The 18,788-nt window shown below is 55.6% G+C and carries 14 protein-coding genes and 1 other RNA gene; 2 read left to right on the forward strand and 13 right to left on the reverse strand.

The annotated features are described in order from the left end of the window. Positions 1 to 17 precede the first annotated feature (17 nt). Positions 18 to 746: an SIMPL domain-containing protein gene (locus tag U740_RS08460; protein WP_235189846.1), complete on the forward strand. Its 729-nt coding sequence runs from the start codon at positions 18 to 20 to the stop codon at positions 744 to 746. A gap of 46 nt (positions 747 to 792) precedes the next feature. On the opposite strand, the gene U740_RS08465 is transcribed toward U740_RS08460, so the two are convergent. The 4 genes from U740_RS08465 to U740_RS08480 all read right to left on the reverse strand — a co-directional run bounded on the left by U740_RS08465 (position 793) and on the right by U740_RS08480 (position 5,962). Beyond that, positions 793 to 2,436, reverse strand: coding sequence for an ABC transporter ATP-binding protein (locus U740_RS08465; protein WP_036860187.1), 1,644 nt, complete (start codon positions 2,434 to 2,436; stop codon positions 793 to 795). 66 nt (positions 2,437 to 2,502) lie between these two features. Continuing rightward, positions 2,503 to 3,387, reverse strand: coding sequence for an ABC transporter permease (locus tag U740_RS08470; protein WP_036860188.1), 885 nt, complete (start codon positions 3,385 to 3,387; stop codon positions 2,503 to 2,505). Then, complete coding sequence (locus U740_RS08475) at positions 3,387 to 4,322, reverse strand: ABC transporter permease (protein ID WP_036860189.1); 936 nt, start codon at positions 4,320 to 4,322, stop codon at positions 3,387 to 3,389. Before U740_RS08475 ends, U740_RS08470 begins: the two co-directional genes overlap by 1 nt. Further along, positions 4,322 to 5,962 (reverse strand): peptide ABC transporter substrate-binding protein, encoded by a 1,641-nt coding sequence (locus tag U740_RS08480; RefSeq protein ID WP_051921324.1) that lies wholly within the window; start codon positions 5,960 to 5,962, stop codon positions 4,322 to 4,324. The genes U740_RS08475 and U740_RS08480 overlap by 1 nt, the downstream gene beginning before the upstream one ends. Before the next feature lie 155 nt (positions 5,963 to 6,117). Here U740_RS08480 and ffs point away from each other — a divergent pair. After that, positions 6,118 to 6,214: signal recognition particle sRNA small type (gene ffs, locus U740_RS12040), an RNA gene on the forward strand. A 178-nt stretch (positions 6,215 to 6,392) separates the two neighbouring features. Here the strand turns inward: ffs and U740_RS08490 are convergent. From U740_RS08490 to U740_RS08530, 9 genes are all read right to left on the reverse strand, one after another. After that, positions 6,393 to 9,047, reverse strand: a complete 2,655-nt coding sequence (locus U740_RS08490) for a nitrate reductase (protein WP_036860192.1) — start codon at positions 9,045 to 9,047, stop codon at positions 6,393 to 6,395. Positions 9,048 to 9,073: 26 nt separating this feature from the next. Then, positions 9,074 to 9,427: a nitrite reductase small subunit NirD gene (gene nirD / locus U740_RS08495; protein WP_051921326.1), complete on the reverse strand. Its 354-nt coding sequence runs from the start codon at positions 9,425 to 9,427 to the stop codon at positions 9,074 to 9,076. Between the two features lie 13 nt (positions 9,428 to 9,440). After that, a complete protein-coding gene (nirB, locus tag U740_RS08500) occupies positions 9,441 to 11,966 on the reverse strand; it encodes a nitrite reductase large subunit NirB (RefSeq protein WP_036860193.1) in 2,526 nt (841 codons plus the stop codon). Positions 11,967 to 11,986: 20 nt separating this feature from the next. Beyond that, on the reverse strand, positions 11,987 to 13,207 hold the full coding sequence (locus U740_RS08505; protein ID WP_051921328.1) for an NAD(P)/FAD-dependent oxidoreductase: 1,221 nt from the start codon (positions 13,205 to 13,207) through the stop codon (positions 11,987 to 11,989). 3 nt (positions 13,208 to 13,210) lie between these two features. Further along, complete coding sequence (locus tag U740_RS08510) at positions 13,211 to 14,131, reverse strand: ABC transporter ATP-binding protein (protein ID WP_051921330.1); 921 nt, start codon at positions 14,129 to 14,131, stop codon at positions 13,211 to 13,213. Between the two features lie 30 nt (positions 14,132 to 14,161). Beyond that, a complete protein-coding gene (locus U740_RS08515; protein WP_036860196.1) occupies positions 14,162 to 15,163 on the reverse strand; it encodes an ABC transporter permease in 1,002 nt (333 codons plus the stop codon). A gap of 71 nt (positions 15,164 to 15,234) precedes the next feature. After that, positions 15,235 to 16,542 (reverse strand): CmpA/NrtA family ABC transporter substrate-binding protein, encoded by a 1,308-nt coding sequence (locus U740_RS08520; protein WP_235189954.1) that lies wholly within the window; start codon positions 16,540 to 16,542, stop codon positions 15,235 to 15,237. A gap of 374 nt (positions 16,543 to 16,916) precedes the next feature. Then, positions 16,917 to 18,140, reverse strand: a complete 1,224-nt coding sequence (locus U740_RS08525) for a CmpA/NrtA family ABC transporter substrate-binding protein (RefSeq protein WP_051921331.1) — start codon at positions 18,138 to 18,140, stop codon at positions 16,917 to 16,919. Between the two features lie 2 nt (positions 18,141 to 18,142). After that, positions 18,143 to 18,754 (reverse strand): ANTAR domain-containing response regulator, encoded by a 612-nt coding sequence (locus U740_RS08530; protein ID WP_036860198.1) that lies wholly within the window; start codon positions 18,752 to 18,754, stop codon positions 18,143 to 18,145. Between the last annotated feature and the right edge of the window lie 34 nt (positions 18,755 to 18,788).

Here is an 18,788-nt window from a genome sequence, read left to right on the forward strand (position 1 = left end):
AACCAGTGAGATAGCGTATGACTAAAATGTTGAGTGGTACCCGCTTCAGTGCCTTGATTCTGGGCGTGGCAATGATCGCAGGGTTGACCTCACTGGGTTACCTACTGGGCAATGCGCTTATTCAATTCAAGGAATACGAGCGAAGCGTCAATGTTAAGGGGCTTTCCGAGCGGGAATATCCTGCAGATGTGGTTATCTGGCCGATAGTGTTTGCTGAAGCGAGCAATGATCTGGAGCAGCTTTACAACTCAATTGAGGACAGTAGCGGCAAAATCCGCCAGTTTCTGCTGGATAGCGGGTTGGAGGCCAGCGAGGTCAGTGTCTCTTTGCCGGCAATTACCGATAAGTCAGCCCGGGAATACGACAGTGGTACCCGCGCTGAATTCCGGTTCACTGCCAACCAGACGGTGACTATTTATTCTTCCCGGGTGGATCAGGTCAGGTCTTTGATGGCCTCCCTTTCTGAGTTGGGAAAGCAGGGTATCGTATTTACCGGGGGGAACTATCAGAGCCGCCCCGAGTTTCTTTTTACCCGGTTAAACGAGGTGAAACCGGCGATGATCGAGGAGGCCACCCGTGAGGCACGTCAGGTGGCGGAAAAATTTGCAGAAGATTCACAGAGCGAGCTGGGCAAAATCAAGCGCGCGTCACAGGGACAGTTCAGTATCTCGCCAAGAGATACCAACAATCCTCACATCATGAAAGTCAGGGTGGTGTCTACTATCGAGTACTACTTGTCGGACTGATTGCTGACGCCTTTGGCGTGCATTAGAGAGTGCATTGGCGTGCTGTTTAAGCCAGTTCCCTAGGGGGCCTTGTCGATCGTGCAGGGTTTGTCGAAAGTGCAGGTATTGCCGATAGCAGTTTGCGGCTGTAGTCGTGCCCGGGATTGGCAAACAGGGTCTCGGTCTCGGCAATTTCCACCAGTTCGCCGTGATGCATCACGGCGATACGGTCGGCGATATAGCGCACTACGGACAGATCGTGGGAAATAAACAGCATGGTCAGGTTGTGCTTCTCCACCAGCGCCAGAATCAAGGCCAGTATTTGCGCCTGAATCGTCACGTCCAGCGCCGAAACAGGTTCATCGGCGATAATCAGTTCCGGTTTGGTGGCAATGGCCCGGCCAATCGCGATGCGCTGTCGTTGGCCCCCTGAAAACTCGTGGGGGTATTTGCGAATTGCCGCTCTGGCCAGTCCCACATCGTCCATCAGTGCCAATACCTGTGCCGTTACCGTTTTTCGGGTTGCCAGGCCGTGGTAGAGCAGCGGTTCTGCGAGGCAGTCAAAGACGGTCATGCGAGGGTTAAGGGATGCGTAGGGGTCCTGAAAAATCATCTGCATCCGGCGGCGCAGTGGAGTCATTCGTTTCTGCCGGAGGCCCACCAGATCCGTGCCATCAAATATCACAGTGCCGCTGGTCACCGGCACCAGCTGCAATATGGATCTGCCCAGTGTCGATTTGCCGGAACCGGACTCACCCACCAGCCCGAGAATCTCGCCGCGCTGAATAGTCAGGGATACCTCGTTTACAGCTTTTTTGTCCGCTTTCTGTCGGCTGAGCCATCCTCCGCTGTTATCCGCGAAACAGGTGGTCAAGCGGTCAATCAGCAGCAATGGTTGATCGCTGGGCTGAGACGGATGGGGTTTGCTGCCCGACGGAATCGATGCCAGTAATGTCCTGGTATAGCCTGAACGGGGTTTCTGGAAAATATCGTTGACCGGCCCTGTCTCAACGATTCTGCCTTCCTTCATCACGGCCACCCGGTCCGCCAGACCGGCCACGACAGCCAGGTCGTGGCTGATAAAAATGACGGCGATATTGCGCCGCTTTTGCAGTGCCTTGATCAGGGAGAGGATCTGGGCCTGTATGGTCACATCGAGCGCGGTGGTCGGTTCATCACAGATCAGCAGTTTCGGTTCGGCAATCATCGCCATCGCGATCATTACCCGTTGGCGCATCCCTCCCGAGAATTCGTGCGGGTAGCTGTGAATACGCGTTTCTGGGTCGGCAATACCCACTTCATCGAGCATCGTTACAGCGCGTTTCAGGGCCTGCTGACGGTTCAGGTTTCGATGGTATAAGAGTGGTTCAATCAGCTGTTCGCCCACAGTCAGGTAGGGGTTTAGCGATGTCATGGGATCCTGAAAAATGATTCCGATTTCGTTGCCTCTGATCCGGCGCAGAGTGTCCGGTTGCATGCTCAGCAAGTCACGGCCTTCAAACAGTGCAATCCCCGACTCAATTTTTCCCGGTGGTTGGGGTATCAAGTTCAGCAGGCTGTAACAGGTCACTGATTTGCCTGAGCCGGATTCACCCACGATGGCCAGTATTTCCCCTTGATCCACGGAAAAACTGACACCGTCCACAGCCTTCATTACCCCCGCACGGGTGTGGAAATGGACGTTCAGGTTATCAACATTTAAAAGTGTCATATTATTTTATAAATCATAAAGTTGCAGGTTTATATTGATAAATCAATTTAACTGTTTTCTGCTCTGCTAATCCTTTGATGCTTTGGGGTCCAGGGCATCCCGCAGGCCATCACCGAGGAAGTTGAGTGCGAAGAGGGTGATGGATAATGCCAGCCCCGGGAATATCAACAGCCAGGGGTATTCCTCCATGCTCTCGACACCGTGGGAAATCAGTAATCCCCAGGAGCTCTGGGGTGGTTGGATGCCCAGCCCGAGAAAACTGAGGAAGGCTTCCAGCAGCATCACATTGGGAATGGTCAGGGTGGTGTAGACAATGACCGGGCCCAGTGTATTCGGGATCAGGTGTCGGCGAATGATGATCCAGCGGGACAGGCCCATCGAAAAAGCCGCCTCAATAAATTCCTGATGGCGAAGATTCTGTACCTGCCCCCGGACTATGCGCGCCATGGTGAGCCATTCCACCGCACCAATCGCCAGGAACAGCAACAGAATATTGCGGCCGAATACCACCATAAGCAGCACAATGAAAATCATAAAGGGCAGGGCATAGAGAATATCTACCAACCGCATCATCACAGCATCGACGCGGCCTCCGGCATAGCCGGCCACGGTACCCCAGAGCACGCCGATGACCAGCGCCACGCCAGTGGCAACAAAGCCCACCAGTAGAGAGACGCGACTGCCGTACATAATGCGGGTCAGCATATCCCGGCCAAAGATATCCGTGCCCAGCCAGTGTGCTGCCGACGGCGGTGAGGCCCCCAGTTGCAGGTTCTGCTGCTCGTAGCCGTAGGGGGCTATCCAGGGTGTCAGCAGTGCGATGACACAGAAGAAGGCTATGACAGCGAGGCCAAACAGGGCCAGATGATTTTTGCGCAGCCGCACCCAGCCATCGCGCCAGAGCGACGTCCCTTTTTCCGAAGCCGATGCTGCTGGTATGGGATTTACCATCAGCGGGACCTGCTCAGTTGGTGGCGCAATTTTGGATTGATCCACACGGCAACAATATCGGATAACAGATTAAACAGGACGATAAGCGCCGCGAAAAAGACCGTTGTGCCGAGAATCATGGTGTAGTCACGGTTGAAGGCCGCCTGCACATAAAACCGACCGAGCCCGGGGATCTGGAAGATGGTTTCGACCACAAAGGAACCGCTCAGCAGTCCCGCAAACGCCGGGCCGAGAAAGGCCACCACGGGTATCAGTCCGCCGCGCAGGGCATGTTTCAGTACCACCACCCGTTCTGGCAGACCTTTGGCCCGGGCGGTGCGAATATAGTCCTGGGACATGACCTCCAGCATGCCGCCGCGACTCAGTCTGGCAATATAGGCGGCGTAACCGGTACCGAGGGTAATCGCCGGCAATAGCTTGTCACCGGCGAGCTCCCCCCAACCGGATACCGGCAGCCATTCCAGCCAGATGCCAAAGATCAGCACCAGCAACGGCCCCATCAGAAAAGAGGGCATGCAGATACCCAGCATGGCCGCCGACATGGGCAGGTAATCCTGGGGGGTATTGGGTCGCAGTGCCGCTATCACCCCGGCACAGACGCCGATCAGGATAGCCACCAACATGGCATAAAATGCCAGTTCGGCAGTGATGGGCAACCCCCCGGCAATCAACTCGTTGACAGTTCGCCCCGGATAGCGGAAGGAGGGCCCAAATTCCCCCTGGGCGAGATCGCCCAGGTAGCTCAAGTATTGTTGCCAGACGGGTTGGTCGAGCCGGTACTGAGCCTCCAGCGCCCTGACCACTTCCGGCGGCACTGCCTTTTCCGCGCTGAACGGGCCGCCCGGTGCACATCTCACCAACAGGAAAGTGGCAGTGATAACCACCAGTAATACCGGAATGGCCTGTAATAACCGACTCAGAATAAAGCGCAACATCAGTGTGGCAACTCTGCAGCCGGCTTCTTATCGAGAGACAGGTTTTTGTACAGGGTGTAGTCGAGGATATTCGGCTCAAGCCCTTTAAGTGCAGGATGCACCAGACTTTTGCTGGTATAGATGTGAATCGGAATAATCGGCATATCCTCCAGTAACAGCGCTTCCGCCTCACGCATCAGTCGATAGCGTTCCTCGCGCGTCTCTGTCCTCGGCGCCTCCTCCAGTATCAGCTGGTCGAAGCGGGCACTGGACCAGCCGGTGCGGTTATTGCCACCGTCGGTTATCCACATATCGAGAAAGGTGTTGGGGTCCACGTAATCGCCAATCCAGCCGGCGCGGGCAATACCATAGTTTCCACTGTCCACCGAGTTCAGAAACACTTTCCAGTCCTGATTGTGGAGACTCACCTTGATACCCAGCTCCTTGTACCACATCTGTTGGATAGCCACGGCAATTTTATGGTGTCCCTCTGAAGTGTTGAACAGTAACTCGGTAACCGGAAAACCTTCGCCACCGGGGTAACCCGCTTCCGCCAGCAGTACCCGCGCCCGTGCCGGGTCATAGGCAAAGCCATCGGGGGCGGTGTAGCCCAGCGTATCCGGCGGCGTAAAGGTGTAGGCCGGCAGCTCATCGCCCTTCGTCACCTGCCGGACAATCGCTTCCCTGTCGATACTCATGGCCAGCGCCCGGCGAACCCGTTTGTCGCTGAGGTGTGGCACCTGGGTATTGATGCGATAGAAATAATTGCCCAGATACGGATGGGTGTGCAGCAGCCCTGGATGATCCCGCCGATAGACCGCCAGTTTATCGATCGGCACGGTGGCGGTGCGGTGCAGTTGCCCGGAGCGAAACATCCGCTCCTCGGTGGTGATGTTTTCCGTGGGGTAGAAGTGGATGGCATTGAGCGACACGTTTTCAGCATCCCAATAGTGGGGATTCTTTTCCACCACCACACGCTTGAACAGTTGCCATCCGGTCAGGGAGAAGGGGCCATTGCCGACAAAGTTGCCGGGCCTGGTCCAGAGGCTGCCGCGTTGGTCGGGCGGGCCAAATTTTTCAATGGTGGCGCGGTGCAGTGGGAAGTAACTGTAGTGATCGAGCAATTGCAGGAAGTAGGGCGTTGGGTTGGCAAGCTCAACCTCCAGTGTATGATCGTCGACAACATTGATGCCTACGGCAGAAAAATCACTCAGCTCCTGTCTAAAATACGCCTCCGCATTTTTGATGGCAAACAGCATATAAGCGTATTGATTGCCGAGCGAGGGCTGTAATGCCCGCCACCAGGACCAGGCGAAATCCCCGGCTGTGACAGGGTCCCCGTTTGACCAGCGCGCGTCATCGCGCAGCTGAAATGTATAACGCTTGCCATCGGCGCTTATGTCCCAATGGGTCGCCACACCGGGAACAGGTTCCAGTGTTGAGGGATCTTTCAGTACAAGTCCTTCAAGGAGGGCCGTGAGGATATTGTGTTCGGGAACCCCCGTGACAATATGCGGGTCCAGCTCCTGGGGATCAGTGCCATTGCCGAGGTGGAGTATTCCCTGTCGGTTGCCACTGGTGGTGTTGCTCTCCCCCTGACTGCAGGCCACTACCAACAGGCTGAGCAGGAGGCTGGCAGAGACCATTTTCAGGAACGGCATAGATTGCTCAATAGCGTGATAGGAGACAGGCTATGTTAGGCAAGGACGGCATTGAGTGCCAGCCCCCGATCGTGGTTGAAATAGCGGTTCCGAAGGACCATAATGCCCACCCTTCGGGAGTTCTGTACAAGACTCCGATTCTTTATGGTGACCTCTGCCGGTCCCCTCGCAATGATCAGCTGTGAACCCCGCCAGGCCCGGAAGGGAGCAACGGTAGCAGTGACATCGTGTGCCGGGGTGTGGCTGGCAGGGGAAGCCACCAGTTTATTTTCAAACATGACTATCCATAAAATCCGGCGCAGATTCGCGAGCCGGGCGTGTTTTTTTGACGAAAAATAAATCCCCAACTACCACCCGAGCATCTGGAGAAGCGACCATGCTCAGATTGTAGCCGGGGACCAGTCGTGTCATAAGTGCTTTGCCCTGTTATCTATGCGGCATCGACGTTCAGGGTCTCGTTAATCAGTTTGTTAAGCTCCGGTATGCAGGAGCCACAGTTGGTACCGCAGTTAAGTTGTTCTCCCAGTGCCTTTGTGGAATTTGCCCCATCGACAATGGCTGCCAGGATCTGTTTTTCGCCGACCTCAAAGCAGGCGCATATCAATTTGCCCCGGTCGGGCTGGTTCATGTCGATCCCCGCCAGCAATTGCCACGGGGAGGACGTTATCTCCCGACTGAGTAATCCCTGTAACCAGCTTGTTGCCGGCATCAGTGTCAGACTGTGATGACTGAAGATGGCCATTTGTACCAATGCGCCCTCGTAGCAGATAAAACGCTCGTCCCTATGTTCGGTATCGGCGTACTGGGCGCAGTTGCCGGTGAAGCCCTGCTGGCTGATAAAGGCTTGCCAGTCGAAACCCTCGGTGGCAGCAAATCGGTAGCAATAGCCCTTGTTATCTGTCAGTGGCGTCATTGACCAATCGATGAATTCGTCGCATTCCAGGGGCTCCCTGCTGACCACCATTGCCCAAACCGGTGTCGCCACTTTTTTCAGTGCGGCGGGGGTAAATTTGAATTCGGGTTGCCCGGACACCGGGTCGGTCAATGGCGCAATCACTGAGCAAACGCGAGCCTGGCGGGCGAATTGGTCATTCCAGTGAATCGGCATAAACAGCTGATTTTTCCCCATGCCTTCATCCAGCATCACGCCGACCCGGACGGCTCCATGTGCGGTGCGCACCTCTGCCAGATCTCCATCGTGAAGTTCATTTGTATGGGCTGTTTCGGGGTGCACCAGGACAAAGGGCGCATCGATATGATTGAGCAATCGTTGGGCGCGGGCGGTGCGCGTCATGGTGTGCCACTGGTCACGGATTCTTCCGGTATTGAGCGCGTACGGGTAGGCAGCATTGAGGGACTGAACCGGCAGGCGGGGCGCAATGGCAATAAACCGGGCTTTACCGGATGCCGTCACGAACCCGCCCTCAGTGAACAGGCGCGCTGTTCCCGCGGGAGATTCAGCCGTGACGGGCCATTGGATGGGTGAGAGATCATTGTATTGTTGTTCAGACAGTTCGCTGAGGCCGCTGATATTGAAAATGCGCTTGCCGTTGTTTTTGAAGCCACTTAGTGCCGCATGTTCAACAAACACATCCCGGGCAGATTGATAGGGAAACGCTTCCGAGAACCCCAGCCTTTGTGCGACCTGGGTCATGATCCACCAGTCGTCCTTTGCTTCACCCACGGGTTTTATCAGTGCTCGCTGTCTTGAGATGCGGCGCTCGGAGTTTGTGACGGTGCCGTTTTTCTCCCCCCAACCGGTAGCTGGCAGCAAAATATCAGCGGTGGCGGTCGTGTCTGTGGCTGCCACGCAGTCGGAGACAATCACGGTTTCACAGCGCTGCAGAGCCTCTCTGACACGATTGGCATCCGGCATGCTGACCACCGGATTGGTCGCCATAATCCAGATTGCCTTGATCCTGCCGTCGGCGACGGCATCAAACAGGTCCACTGCTTTCATGCCCGGCTGCTGGCAGAGTTGGTCGGTAGCCCAAAAGTCGGCCACGGTTCGCAAGTCCCCGGGGTTGTAGTCCATATGGGCAGCCAGCTGGTTGGCCAGACCGCCCACTTCCCGTCCACCCATGGCATTGGGCTGACCGGTAATCGAGAACGGGCCTGCGCCGACCTTGCCGATTCTTCCGGTGGCAAGGTGGCAATTGATAATGGCATTGCCCTTGTCAGTGCCGGAAGAGGATTGGTTGATCCCCTGTGAGTAGAAGGTGATGGTTTTATCCGTTTCGGCGAACCATTGGTAAAAGGTTTCCAGTACGTCCGTCTCAAGCCCGACCAGACGGGCCGTTTCTGCAAAAGAGATGGCATTGGCGGCTTCCAGTGCCTCCCTATAGCCTTCGGTGTGCTGCGCTATATACTCAGAACGGCTGGCCCCCGTTTGCTGTAACCACGCCAGTAAACCGGCAAATAAATAGCCATCGGCACCGGGGTTGATCGGCAAATGGAGGTCGGCGAGATCACAGCTGGCTGTGCGGCGTGGGTCGATAACCACCACCCGCATGGTGGGATTTCGTTTTTTGGCAGCGGCCATCCGGCGATAGAGTACCGGGTGGGTCCAGGCAGCGTTGGAGCCAACCAGAATCAGCAGATCGCAGTGATCCAGGTCTTCGTAACTGCAGGGCACTGCATCGGCACCAAAAGCCCGCTTATAGCTGGCGACGGCAGATGACATACAGAGCCGGGAATTGGTATCCACATTGCCAGTGCCCAGAAAGCCCTTGGCCAGCTTGTTGGCCACGTAGTAGTCCTCGGTGAGCAATTGTCCGGACAGGTAAAAGGCGATGGCGTCGGGGCCGTGTTCCTCGCGAACCTCGTTCAGTCGCTCTGCCACTGTATCGAGGGCGGTGTCCCAGTCGACCCGCTGACCGTTGACAGACGGGTAGAGCAGCCGGCCGTGGTCGCCCATGGTTTCGTGGAGCGCTGAACCTTTTACACAGAGGGCGCCGTAATTGGCGGGGTGGGTTTTGTCGCCGGATACGGCGATGATACTGTCGTCCTGTAACTTTGCAGAAACACCACAACCAACCCCGCAGTAGGGGCAGGTGGTTTCCAGGTTGGAGGTGGATGCACTCATGAAAATCTGCCGGTTCCGAGCATCACCTAGGGGGTGAACACCACTTGACTGTCCACCAGTTCAACGGTGTAGGTGGGCACCGTCACGGCTTCGTTTTCCAGGCACTGGCCAGTGGTCAGATCATAGTGCTGTTTGTAGAGCGGTGAAGCGACCACCAGTCTGCCCTGTACATCGCCAACCACGCCCCTGGACAGCACGTTGGCCTTGCCGATGGGATCCCAGTTGCCAATGGCATAGACCTGAGGCGCTTCATCGGGCAGGTAAAAAACGGCCACCTGCTGGCCGTCGATCAGTGCACAGATGCCGGAATTTGGTATCAGGTCTTCGTGTTGGCAGATCACCAGCGGGTGTTCAGAAACTCTGTTTTCTGCGGTATTCATCAATAAAGCCTCATTACGCCGATTTGGCCAACAGTTGGTCGGTTTCCTCTTCGGTGGCCGGCCGCGGTTGGCCACGCTCCTGCACGAACACAACCCGTTCATCCGCCGCATCAGCGTTGACGAACTGGCGGAAGCGTTTGAGTTTTTCCGGGTCTTCAATGGTGGTTTTCCACTCGCACTGGTAAGTGCCGACAATGCTGATCATCTGTTCCTCCAGTTCGGCACAGATACCCAGCCGGTCGTCGATGACCACCTCCTTCAGATAGTCGAGACCACCCTCCAGATTGTCCAGCCACACCGAGGTACGCTGCAGACGGTCGGCGGTGCGTACATAGAACATCAGGAAGCGGTCGATGTACTTGATCAGAGTTTCGTCATCCAGGTCGGTGGCGAACAGATCGGCGTGGCGAGGTTTCATGCCGCCATTGCCGCACAGGTAGAGGTTCCAGCCGTGCTCGGTGGCAATTACCCCGAAGTCCTTGGATTGCGCCTCGGCACATTCCCGGGTACAGCCGGAAACTGCCGACTTGATCTTGTGGGGGGAACGCAGACCCTTGTAGCGGTCCTCGATGTAGATCGCCATGCTGACGCTGTCCTGTACCCCGTAGCGGCACCAGGTGCTGCCGACACAGGATTTGACGGTGCGCAGGGCCTTGCCGTAGGCGTGACCGGTTTCAAAGCCGGCGTCGATCAGTTCTTTCCAGATGTCCGGCAACTGATCTACTCTGGCGCCAAACAGGTCGATCCGCTGCCCGCCGGTAATCTTGGTGTAGAGGTTGTATTTTTTGCCCACCTTGCCGAGCACAATCAGTTTCTCCGGGGTAATTTCGCCGCCCGGCACCCGCGGCACCACGGAATAGGTGCCGTTTTTCTGCATATTGGCCAGAAAGGTGTCGTTGGTGTCCTGCAGGCCCACATGCTTCTCTTCGAGAATATAGTCATTCCAGAGGGAAGCGAGGATGGAGGCGACCGTCGGTTTGCAGATCTCGCAGCCGCGACCGCTGCCGTGGTGCTTGATGAGATCCTCGAAGGATTTGATGGATTCCACTTTAATAATGTGGAACAGCTCCTGGCGGGTGAACTGGAAGTGCTCGCAGATGGACTTGTTCACCTCCATGCCCCGGGCCGCCATTTCGTCATCCACAATATTTTTCAGCAGCGCGGCACAGCCGCCACAGCCGGTGCTGGCTGCGGTGCAGGACTTCACATCCGCCAGCGAGCAGCAACCGCCGTCGATGGCGCTGATGATGTCGCCCTTGCTGACATTGTGGCAGGAGCAGATCGTCGCCGTGGCGGGCAGGGCCGCCGCGCCGAGCAGTGGTGCGCCACCCTCGCTGGCGGGCAGAATCATGGTTTCTGGGTTGGCGGGCAGTTCGATGCCGTTGAGGTAATACTGCAACAGGGTGTCGTAGTCTGAGCAGTCGCCCACCAGTACTGCGCCCAGAGCGCTCTTGCCGTCTGCGCTGACAATCAGGCGTTTGTAGACTTCCTCGCGTTCGTCACTGAAGGTATAGGCGATGGCACCCGGAGTTTTACCGTGGGAATCGCCGATGGAACCCACGTCGACACCCAGCAGTTTCAGCTTGGTGCTCATGTCGGCGCCCTGAAAAGCACTGTGTTCGCCGGTCAACTGACTGACAGCCACTTCTGCCATGCGGTAGCCGGGGGCCACCAGACCGAAAATCATGCCGCCATACAGGGCACATTCACCGATCGCAAAAATGTCGGAATCACTGGTGCGACAGTGGTAGTCGATGGTGATACCGCCGCGCGGTCCCACCTCCAGGCCGCAATCTCTGGCCAGCTGGTCCGAGGGGCGAATTCCGGCGGAGAACACGATCACATCGGTGGCCAGGGTTTCGCCATCGGCAAAGTTCATCACCAGGCGGGTGTCCTTGCCACCGGTTGCTGAAATGGTCTGGGTCGCTTTATTGGTGTGTACCTGAACGTCCAGTGCTTCGATTTTGCGGCGCAGCATGGCACTCCCGCCATTGTCGAGCTGCACACCCATCAGGCCGGGGGCAAATTCCACTACGTGGGTTTTCAGGCCGAGATTCTGGAGGGCATTGGCCGCCTCCAGACCCAGCAGGCCACCGCCGACCACGACGCCGACTTTGGCCTTCTTGCTTCTGGCCTGAATCATGCCGAGATCGTCGATGGTGCGATACACCAGACAGTCGGGCAGGTCGGCCCCGGGAATCGGCGGTACAAAGGGGTAGGAGCCGGTGGCCAGTACCAGTTTGTCGTAACGGAAGCTGCGGCCACCCTCGGTGGTGACTGTTTTGGCTTCCCGGTCAATGGTTGCCACGGCATCGCCGAAGTAGGCATCCACGCCGATGGATTTGTAATGCTCGCGGGTAGTCAGTGCCAGCTCTTCCGGTTTCCGGCCTGCGAAGTATTCCGACAGGTGAACCCGGTCGTAAGCGGGGCGGGGTTCAGCCCCGAGCACGGTGATTTTGGCGGTAACGCCGGATCCGGCCAGTTGTTCCACGTAGTGGTGGCCCACCATTCCATTTCCTATAACGACAATTTTCAACATGTCCTGTTACCTGCTATTGCTTATTTCATTTCGCGTACGATGTCCTGACCGGCCAGGTCACTGAACATCAATTGATTTGCATTGGTGCCCAGTGGCTGCCCGCCGCTGATCAGGGTCTCGTAATGGCTGCACAGACTTTTGTCACCAAACAGCAGGGCAGCCTGCAAGCGGTCATTCTCAATCACCAGACGTCGATAAATACCGGCAGACGGGTCGCTGATCACAATATTGCGTTCACGGCTTCCCGTGTTTAGACGTCCCGCCGAAAACACATCAATCCCCGATACCTTGAGCTGGGTAGAGTGTTCTCTGGGGCGATAACAGGCGGCGTTGCCCAGCAGGGTTTCGGCGAGGACTTTTGCCTGTTCCCAGATCGGCGCAACAATACCCACGGTGGTGTTGTTGTGTTCCGAACACTCACCGAGGGCATAGATATGTTTGATAGACGTATGCATCTGGTCGTCGACGACGATGCCACGGTTGATTTTCAGATCGCTGTCCCTGAATGCCTGCACATTGGGTGAGATACCGGTAGCAAAGATCACCAGCTCGCCCGGTAACCAGTCTCCGTTATCCAGCATCAGGCCGTCTGCCCGTTCGCTGCCGGTAACGGCTTTGGTTCTTACCCCCGTGAGGACAGAGATACCGCGATCTTCAAGGCTTTTTTTCAGCATGGCAGCGGCGGTTGCATCGAGTTGCCGGTTCATCAGGTTGTCGCTGTTGTGCACCACGGTGACATCCAGGCCGAGATGATTCAGGCCATAGGCAGCTTCGAGTCCCAGCAGCCCACCGCCAACTACTACGGCATGCTGACCCTGCCGGGCGAATTCCTGCATGAGAGCGACATCATCAAGGGTGCGAAAGGACATGACACCGGGCAGGTTGTTTCCCTGAATTGATGGCACAACGGGTCTCGAGCCGGTGGCAATCACAATACGGGAAAATTGTGTCTGCCACCCTGAAGCGGTGGTTATGGTCAGATTGCCGGTATCCAGCTGAATCAGCGGGTCGCCGCAACGCAAACGAATATTGTTGACGCGATACCAGTCATCGCTGAGCAATGGCAGACAATTCAGGGTCTTGTCGCCGGTGAGTAACGAGGATAACTGGACGCGGTTATAGGCCTTGACCGGTTCTTCACCAATCATGGTGATTGACCCGGAAAAACCGCTATTTACCAGCGCCTCGGCGAGGCGTGCGCCTGCCATACCGGTTCCGACAATCGCAATAGAATCTGACATTGCTCAGGCTGCTCTGGTTTTGTCGGTACCAGTCGTTGTCTTACCGGTATCGACAGCGGCATCGTCATGTGACGAGGCCGGTTTACATGCCACTTCCTGTAACTTTCTGGCAGCGTCGGTGGGCTTTTTTTCAATTTGCGGGTTTTTCTGCTTGTCGTAGAGAAATTCCAGAACCTGCTGACGGTAGTGAATGAAATCGGCGTCTTCAGCCAGGGCCAGCCTGTTGCGTGGGCGGGGCAACTTGACGTCGAGTATTTCGCCAATGGTGGCGGCGGGGCCGTTGGTCATCATGACGATTCGATCCGACAACAAAACGGCCTCATCCACATCGTGGGTAATCATGATCACGGTGTTGCCCAGACTGGTCTGGATTTCCATCAGTGAATCCTGCAGGTGGGCACGGGTGAGGGCGTCCAGGGCGCCGAAGGGCTCGTCCATCAGCAACACTTTGGGTTGCATGGCCAGACAGCGGGCGATACCGACGCGCTGTTTCATGCCGCCGGATATTTCTCCGGGTAGTTTGTGCAGGGCGTGGTCCATGTGAACCAGGGAGAGGTTGTGTTCAATCCACTCGTGCATTTCCGCCTTGTTTTTGGTCTTGCGGAAGACCCTTTTTACTGCCAGTTCGACATTCTGGTAGACCGTTAGCCAGGGCAACAGGGCATGGTTCTGGAAGACCACTGCCCGGTCGGGTCCCGGTTTGTCGACTTCGCGTCCCTCGAGAATGACCCCGCCTTCACTGGCCTCATAGAGACCGGCGATGATATTCAATACCGTGGATTTACCGCAGCCGGAATGGCCAATCAGCGAGACAAACTGGCCCTTGTCGATTGATAGGTCGACATCCTGCAGGGCGCGAAACGGTTCACCATCGGTGGTAAATTCGATACCGATATGGCTGATTTCCAGATAGGGGGTTTTCATGGGTTGCTCCTTGACTGATGTCTGCCGCGGTTAGCGTAGAATGGCCTGTTTGTCCCAGCTGATGCGTTTCTGAAGGATCAACATGAGGCGATCCAGCAGAAAACCGATCAGTCCAATGGTCACCACGGCCACCATGATGCGACCCAGTGAATCCGATGAGCCGTTCTGAAACTCATCCCAGATAAATTTGCCCAAACCGGGGTTCTGGGCCAGCATCTCGGCGGCAATCAATACCATCCAGCCAGTGGCCAGTGATAACCGCATACCGGTGAAAATCATGGGTATGGCGGAGGGGATAACAATTTTTCGGACGTGCACCAGCGAAGGCAGTTGCAGAACCCGGCTGACGTTGACCAGATCGCGATCAATACTGGTGACGCCCACCGTGGTGTTGATCACGGTCGGCCAAAGGCAACACAGCGCCACAGTAAATGCGGAGGTCAGAAAGGCCTTTTCAAACATGGGATCGTCGGTGACATAAAGGGCCGATACCACCATCGTCACCAGCGGCAGCCATGCCAGGGGTGAGACCGGCTTGAATGTCTGGATGATCGGGTTCACCGACTGGTAAACTTTTTCGCTCAAGCCACAGATGATGCCCAGAGGCACTGCAATCACTGTGGCGATCAAAAACCCGAAAGACACGGTATAGAGGCTGGTTATCACCTGATCCAGGAAGGTGGCTTTACCGGTATAGCTGCGAATTTTCACTTCCGCATCAGGATTCTGGGCCAGCCGTTTGGCATTTCTCTCTTCCTGCCGCTGATAGAATGCGGCTGCTTTTTTTCGTTCCCGTTGGTGCTCGGCCAGCAAGCCCTTTGATTGCTCCCAGACTTGAACCGGTCCCGGAAACTGCCCCAGTGAGGTATCGATGTTGTTGGCGACACCCTGCCAGAGCATTAAGAAAATCAGGATACCTGCAAGGGGCAGGGCGAGGGTTTTACCCACTGCGCGGGCAATACTGCTCAGTTGTGAGATAGAGAAGTGGGCGATTCCCTGTTCATTCCTGAAAATGGCAGCAAGGTCAGTCATGTAATAGATCCTTCGGTGGCTAATGGGCAGCCTGAACTGCCCATGTTTTACTTAAGATTTAGTGTTGCCCATCAGAGCGTTTCGTCTTTCAGGCCAATGGAAAATGTCTCCAGGTATGCGTTGGGTTGTGTGCCATCGAACGTGATGTTGTCGATAAATTCTGATTGAGGCGGTTTGAAGCCGGATTCACTGTCCAGGTCCGGGAAATCCTCCGCAGACATGAGTCCTTCTGCAATCAATGCTTTGGCAGCAGTGGCATAGATGCCCGGGAGATAGACTTTCCTGGCGGTCTCGAAATACCACTCATCGCTTTTGGGCTCGGCAATCTGGCCCCAGCGGCGCATCTGGGTTAAATACCAGACGGCATCGGAGTAATAGGGGTAGGTGGCAAAATGACGGAAGAACACGTTGAAGTCGGGTACGTCGCGTTTGTCACCCTTTTCGTATTCAAAGGTTCCCGTCATGCTATTGGCAATGACGTCATAATCCGCGCCGACGTATTCCGAGCGGGAGAGAATTTCAACGGCTTCCGGGCGGTTGGCATTGTTGTTCTCATCCAGCCACTTGGCGGCACGCAGCATGGCCTTGACCAGGCGGGCAGTGGTGTTCGGGTACTTCTCGGTAAACTCCTTGGTCATGCCAAAAACTTTTTCCGGGTTGTTTTTCCAGATCTCATAATCCGTGATGACTGGAACCCCGATGCCCATGAATACCGCTTGCTGGTTCCATGGCTCACCGACGCAGTAGCCGTGAATGGTGCCAGCCTCAAGGGTGGCGGGCATCTGGGGAGGAGGTGTGACAGAGAGCAGGGCTTCGGCATTGATATTGCCGCTGGTATCGCCCTTGTGTGGTGCGTAGAAGCCGGGGTGAATACCACCGGCTGCCAGCCAGTAGCGCAACTCGTAGTTGTGCGTCGAGACCGGGAAAACCATGCCCATTTTAAATGGTGTGCCCTGCGCCCGCATCTGATCGACCACCGGCTTGAGATAGTCGGCTTTGATCGGGTGAACCGGTTTACCGGCAGCCATCGGTACGTGGGCTTTCATTTTCTCCCAGACAGCATTGGAAACGGTAATACCATTTCCGTTGAGGTCCATACTGAACGGTGTAACGATGTGGGCTTTGGTGCCAAAGCCGATGGTGGCCGCCAGGGGCTGACCGGCGAGCATGTGGGCGCCATCAAGTTTGCCGTCGATAACCCCATCCAGCAGTACTTTCCAGTTAGCCTGTGCCTCGATGGTGACGTAGAGCCCCTCATCCTCGAAATAGCCATTTTCGTAGGCGATGGCGATAGGTGCCATGTCCGTGAGCTTGATAAAGCCAAACTTGAGCTCGTCCTTTTCAGGTGGCCCCAGTTCAGCGTGTGCCCAGCTGGCCATGACCAAAAAGGATAGGGTCAACAGGATCCATTGTGAAACTTTCAATCTTTTCTGTACCGGAGAGTTTTGAAGATTGCTATTCATTTAACGGGTACCTCAGCTATGAATGTCACTTGCATAAAAAAAGCCCACCTGCAGGTTTTATGTGCAGGGGGCTTCATTGCCCTTAATACCATTGGACAGGTATTAACCGGTGCGTTATTGATGTCTTACCAAATAGATATACAAAATATATGCCAAATAATAAAGTCGGCAAAAACAGGGTGTTGATATGAGCGGTTAGGGGGCCGCCGGACCCGGCGGCACAATTATGGGGCGCTTTTCAATCGAGTTGCACCAAGAGGTGAACTCGGGCCTGGTTGTTGCGGGGAGTGTTAGTCGTTGCGATTTTTTTGCAGCACCTGGGGAGATACCATCAGATCGCTACCCAATTTAATCTGATCATTAAACCAATAGGGTTCAGCGTGAGATCCTTCACTCTTGTGATCCTGATCCGGTGTGGGGTAACCCAGCAACCGGGCAGCTTCGCGGTATAAATCCGTCCGGAAACATTGTTGCGTAATAGACACAATTTTGTCGCGATCAAAAACCTTGCCCAGCAGCGGCTCACAGTGATGGAGAAGAAACTCCGCCTGAGACCGCCATGGAAAGCCGGCATTGTAACTGGCAAAAACGTGGAAATTCGGGTGATGTTCAGCCGCACAGCCGCGGTCATAGACCAGGTTGCCGGTCAGTGAAGGCCGCAAATAGTTGGTGGGCAAGTCCAGGTAGTCCCGGCGAGTCAACATTTGCACAGTGGCTTCACGATTGGCCATGTCGGCCAGCCACTGACAGGCCTCCATCAATGCCAACCGCAACCGGAGGTGAGTGGCGGGATTGCGGGTATGCCATTCCTCCATGACACCCAATACTTTTTCCGGTGCATTGTTCCAGACATGGAACCCCGTGGTAGCCAGTACACCGACACCATATTCCACCGCGATACTGTTCCAGGGTTCACCGGCACAGAAACCGTCGATTACGCCCTGAGCCAGGCTATCCACCATCTGCTCCGGTGGCAGTACGATGACCCTGACATCGCGATCCGGATCAATACCGCCCGCCTCAAGGCACATGCGAAGCAATTGTGTGTGTGTGGAGAAAGAGTGAACAGTGGCGAGGGTAATTGTCTGGTTGCTGGGCAGTTTATCCAATACTTTTTTGAGTGCTCTGGCACTTGCCAGGGGTTGATTGGCCAGCAATGGAGTTTCCGACTGGTTGAGCATTTGTTCCCATAGGGGGCGGGACAGGGTAATCCCGTTACCATTGAGCGACAGCACCAACCCGGTGACAATCGGCGCGCGTATCCCCGCAGCCCCCAGCGTTGTTACCAGCGGCATGGGTGCCAGCATCTGACAGGCGTCAAAATTGCCGGCAATCAGTTTATCGCGGATATTGGCCCATGAGACCTCCCTGCAAAGCGTCACATCCAGGCCGTATTTGGCAAAAAGCCCAAGTTCCTGGGCGATGATCAACGGCGCGCTGTCACTCAGTCGCATATAGCCGATATTAAGATTTTGCCGTTCGCCGGTTGGTAATTTATGGGTAGTTGTCTGCATGATTATCTCGCGCTGCGACTGGGCTTTCCCAGAATATTAATCACTGACCGAGCCGCCTCGGGCAAACTCTGGTTGGTGTCCATCGAGAGTGTCCGCAAGGTTTTATGTGCCTTGTCCTCGCTGATGCCGCGTTGATCCATCAATAGTTGTTTCGCCTCTTCTATAACAGACTGGCTGGCAAGCTTGGTGCGTGCGTCATCCAGGGCTCTGCGCAGTGACTGGTAGGACTTGAACTGGGCAATGGCCAGATCAATAACCGGTTTGACGCGGTCCGGGTTCAGTTCATCCATCAGGTAGGCGGTCACTCCGGCGTCCACGGCCTGTTCGATAAAAGCGGGATCTTCTTCATGGGAAAACATGACCACTGGTCGTGGATTATGGTGGTTGACCACCGAGAGACTCTCCAGCACATCGCGACCGGGTGACTGAATATCGATTAATACCAGGTCTGGTTGATGCTGTTCAATCTGGAACAGTAATCCGGTCGCCGATGGCAACCGCGAAATGACTTCAAAACCGGAATCCCGGAGCTTTTCTTCGACACTAGCGGAACGTTCGACATGATCATCGACCAGCATGATGCGGATGGGGTCCCTGACTGAAGGTGGTGTCATGGTGCTCTATTTGAAGTAATTCGTTGGAAGGATA

It is taken from the genome of Porticoccus hydrocarbonoclasticus MCTG13d, from assembly GCF_000744735.1.
Taxonomy (GTDB): domain Bacteria; phylum Pseudomonadota; class Gammaproteobacteria; order Pseudomonadales; family Porticoccaceae; genus Porticoccus; species Porticoccus hydrocarbonoclasticus.

Excerpts from the sequence above, each read along its gene's own strand:
- U740_RS08490 (WP_036860192.1), bottom strand. The coding sequence starts at position 9,047 with ATGAGTGCATCCACCTCCAACCTGGAAACCACCTGCCCCTACTGCGGG.
- U740_RS08465 (WP_036860187.1), bottom strand. The coding sequence starts at position 2,436 with ATGACACTTTTAAATGTTGATAACCTGAACGTCCATTTCCACACCCGT.
- U740_RS08480 (WP_051921324.1), bottom strand. The coding sequence starts at position 5,962 with ATGCCGTTCCTGAAAATGGTCTCTGCCAGCCTCCTGCTCAGCCTGTTG.
- U740_RS08475 (WP_036860189.1), bottom strand. The coding sequence starts at position 4,322 with ATGTTGCGCTTTATTCTGAGTCGGTTATTACAGGCCATTCCGGTATTA.
- U740_RS08515 (WP_036860196.1), bottom strand. The coding sequence starts at position 15,163 with ATGACTGACCTTGCTGCCATTTTCAGGAATGAACAGGGAATCGCCCAC.
- U740_RS08530 (WP_036860198.1), bottom strand. The coding sequence starts at position 18,754 with ATGACACCACCTTCAGTCAGGGACCCCATCCGCATCATGCTGGTCGAT.
- U740_RS08525 (WP_051921331.1), bottom strand. The coding sequence starts at position 18,140 with ATGCAGACAACTACCCATAAATTACCAACCGGCGAACGGCAAAATCTT.
- nirD (WP_051921326.1), bottom strand. The coding sequence starts at position 9,427 with ATGAATACCGCAGAAAACAGAGTTTCTGAACACCCGCTGGTGATCTGC.
- U740_RS08510 (WP_051921330.1), bottom strand. The coding sequence starts at position 14,131 with ATGAAAACCCCCTATCTGGAAATCAGCCATATCGGTATCGAATTTACC.
- U740_RS08520 (WP_235189954.1), bottom strand. The coding sequence starts at position 16,542 with ATGGCCAGCTGGGCACACGCTGAACTGGGGCCACCTGAAAAGGACGAG.
- nirB (WP_036860193.1), bottom strand. The coding sequence starts at position 11,966 with ATGTTGAAAATTGTCGTTATAGGAAATGGAATGGTGGGCCACCACTAC.
- U740_RS08505 (WP_051921328.1), bottom strand. The coding sequence starts at position 13,207 with ATGTCAGATTCTATTGCGATTGTCGGAACCGGTATGGCAGGCGCACGC.
- U740_RS08460 (WP_235189846.1), top strand. The coding sequence starts at position 18 with ATGACTAAAATGTTGAGTGGTACCCGCTTCAGTGCCTTGATTCTGGGC.
- U740_RS08470 (WP_036860188.1), bottom strand. The coding sequence starts at position 3,387 with ATGGTAAATCCCATACCAGCAGCATCGGCTTCGGAAAAAGGGACGTCG.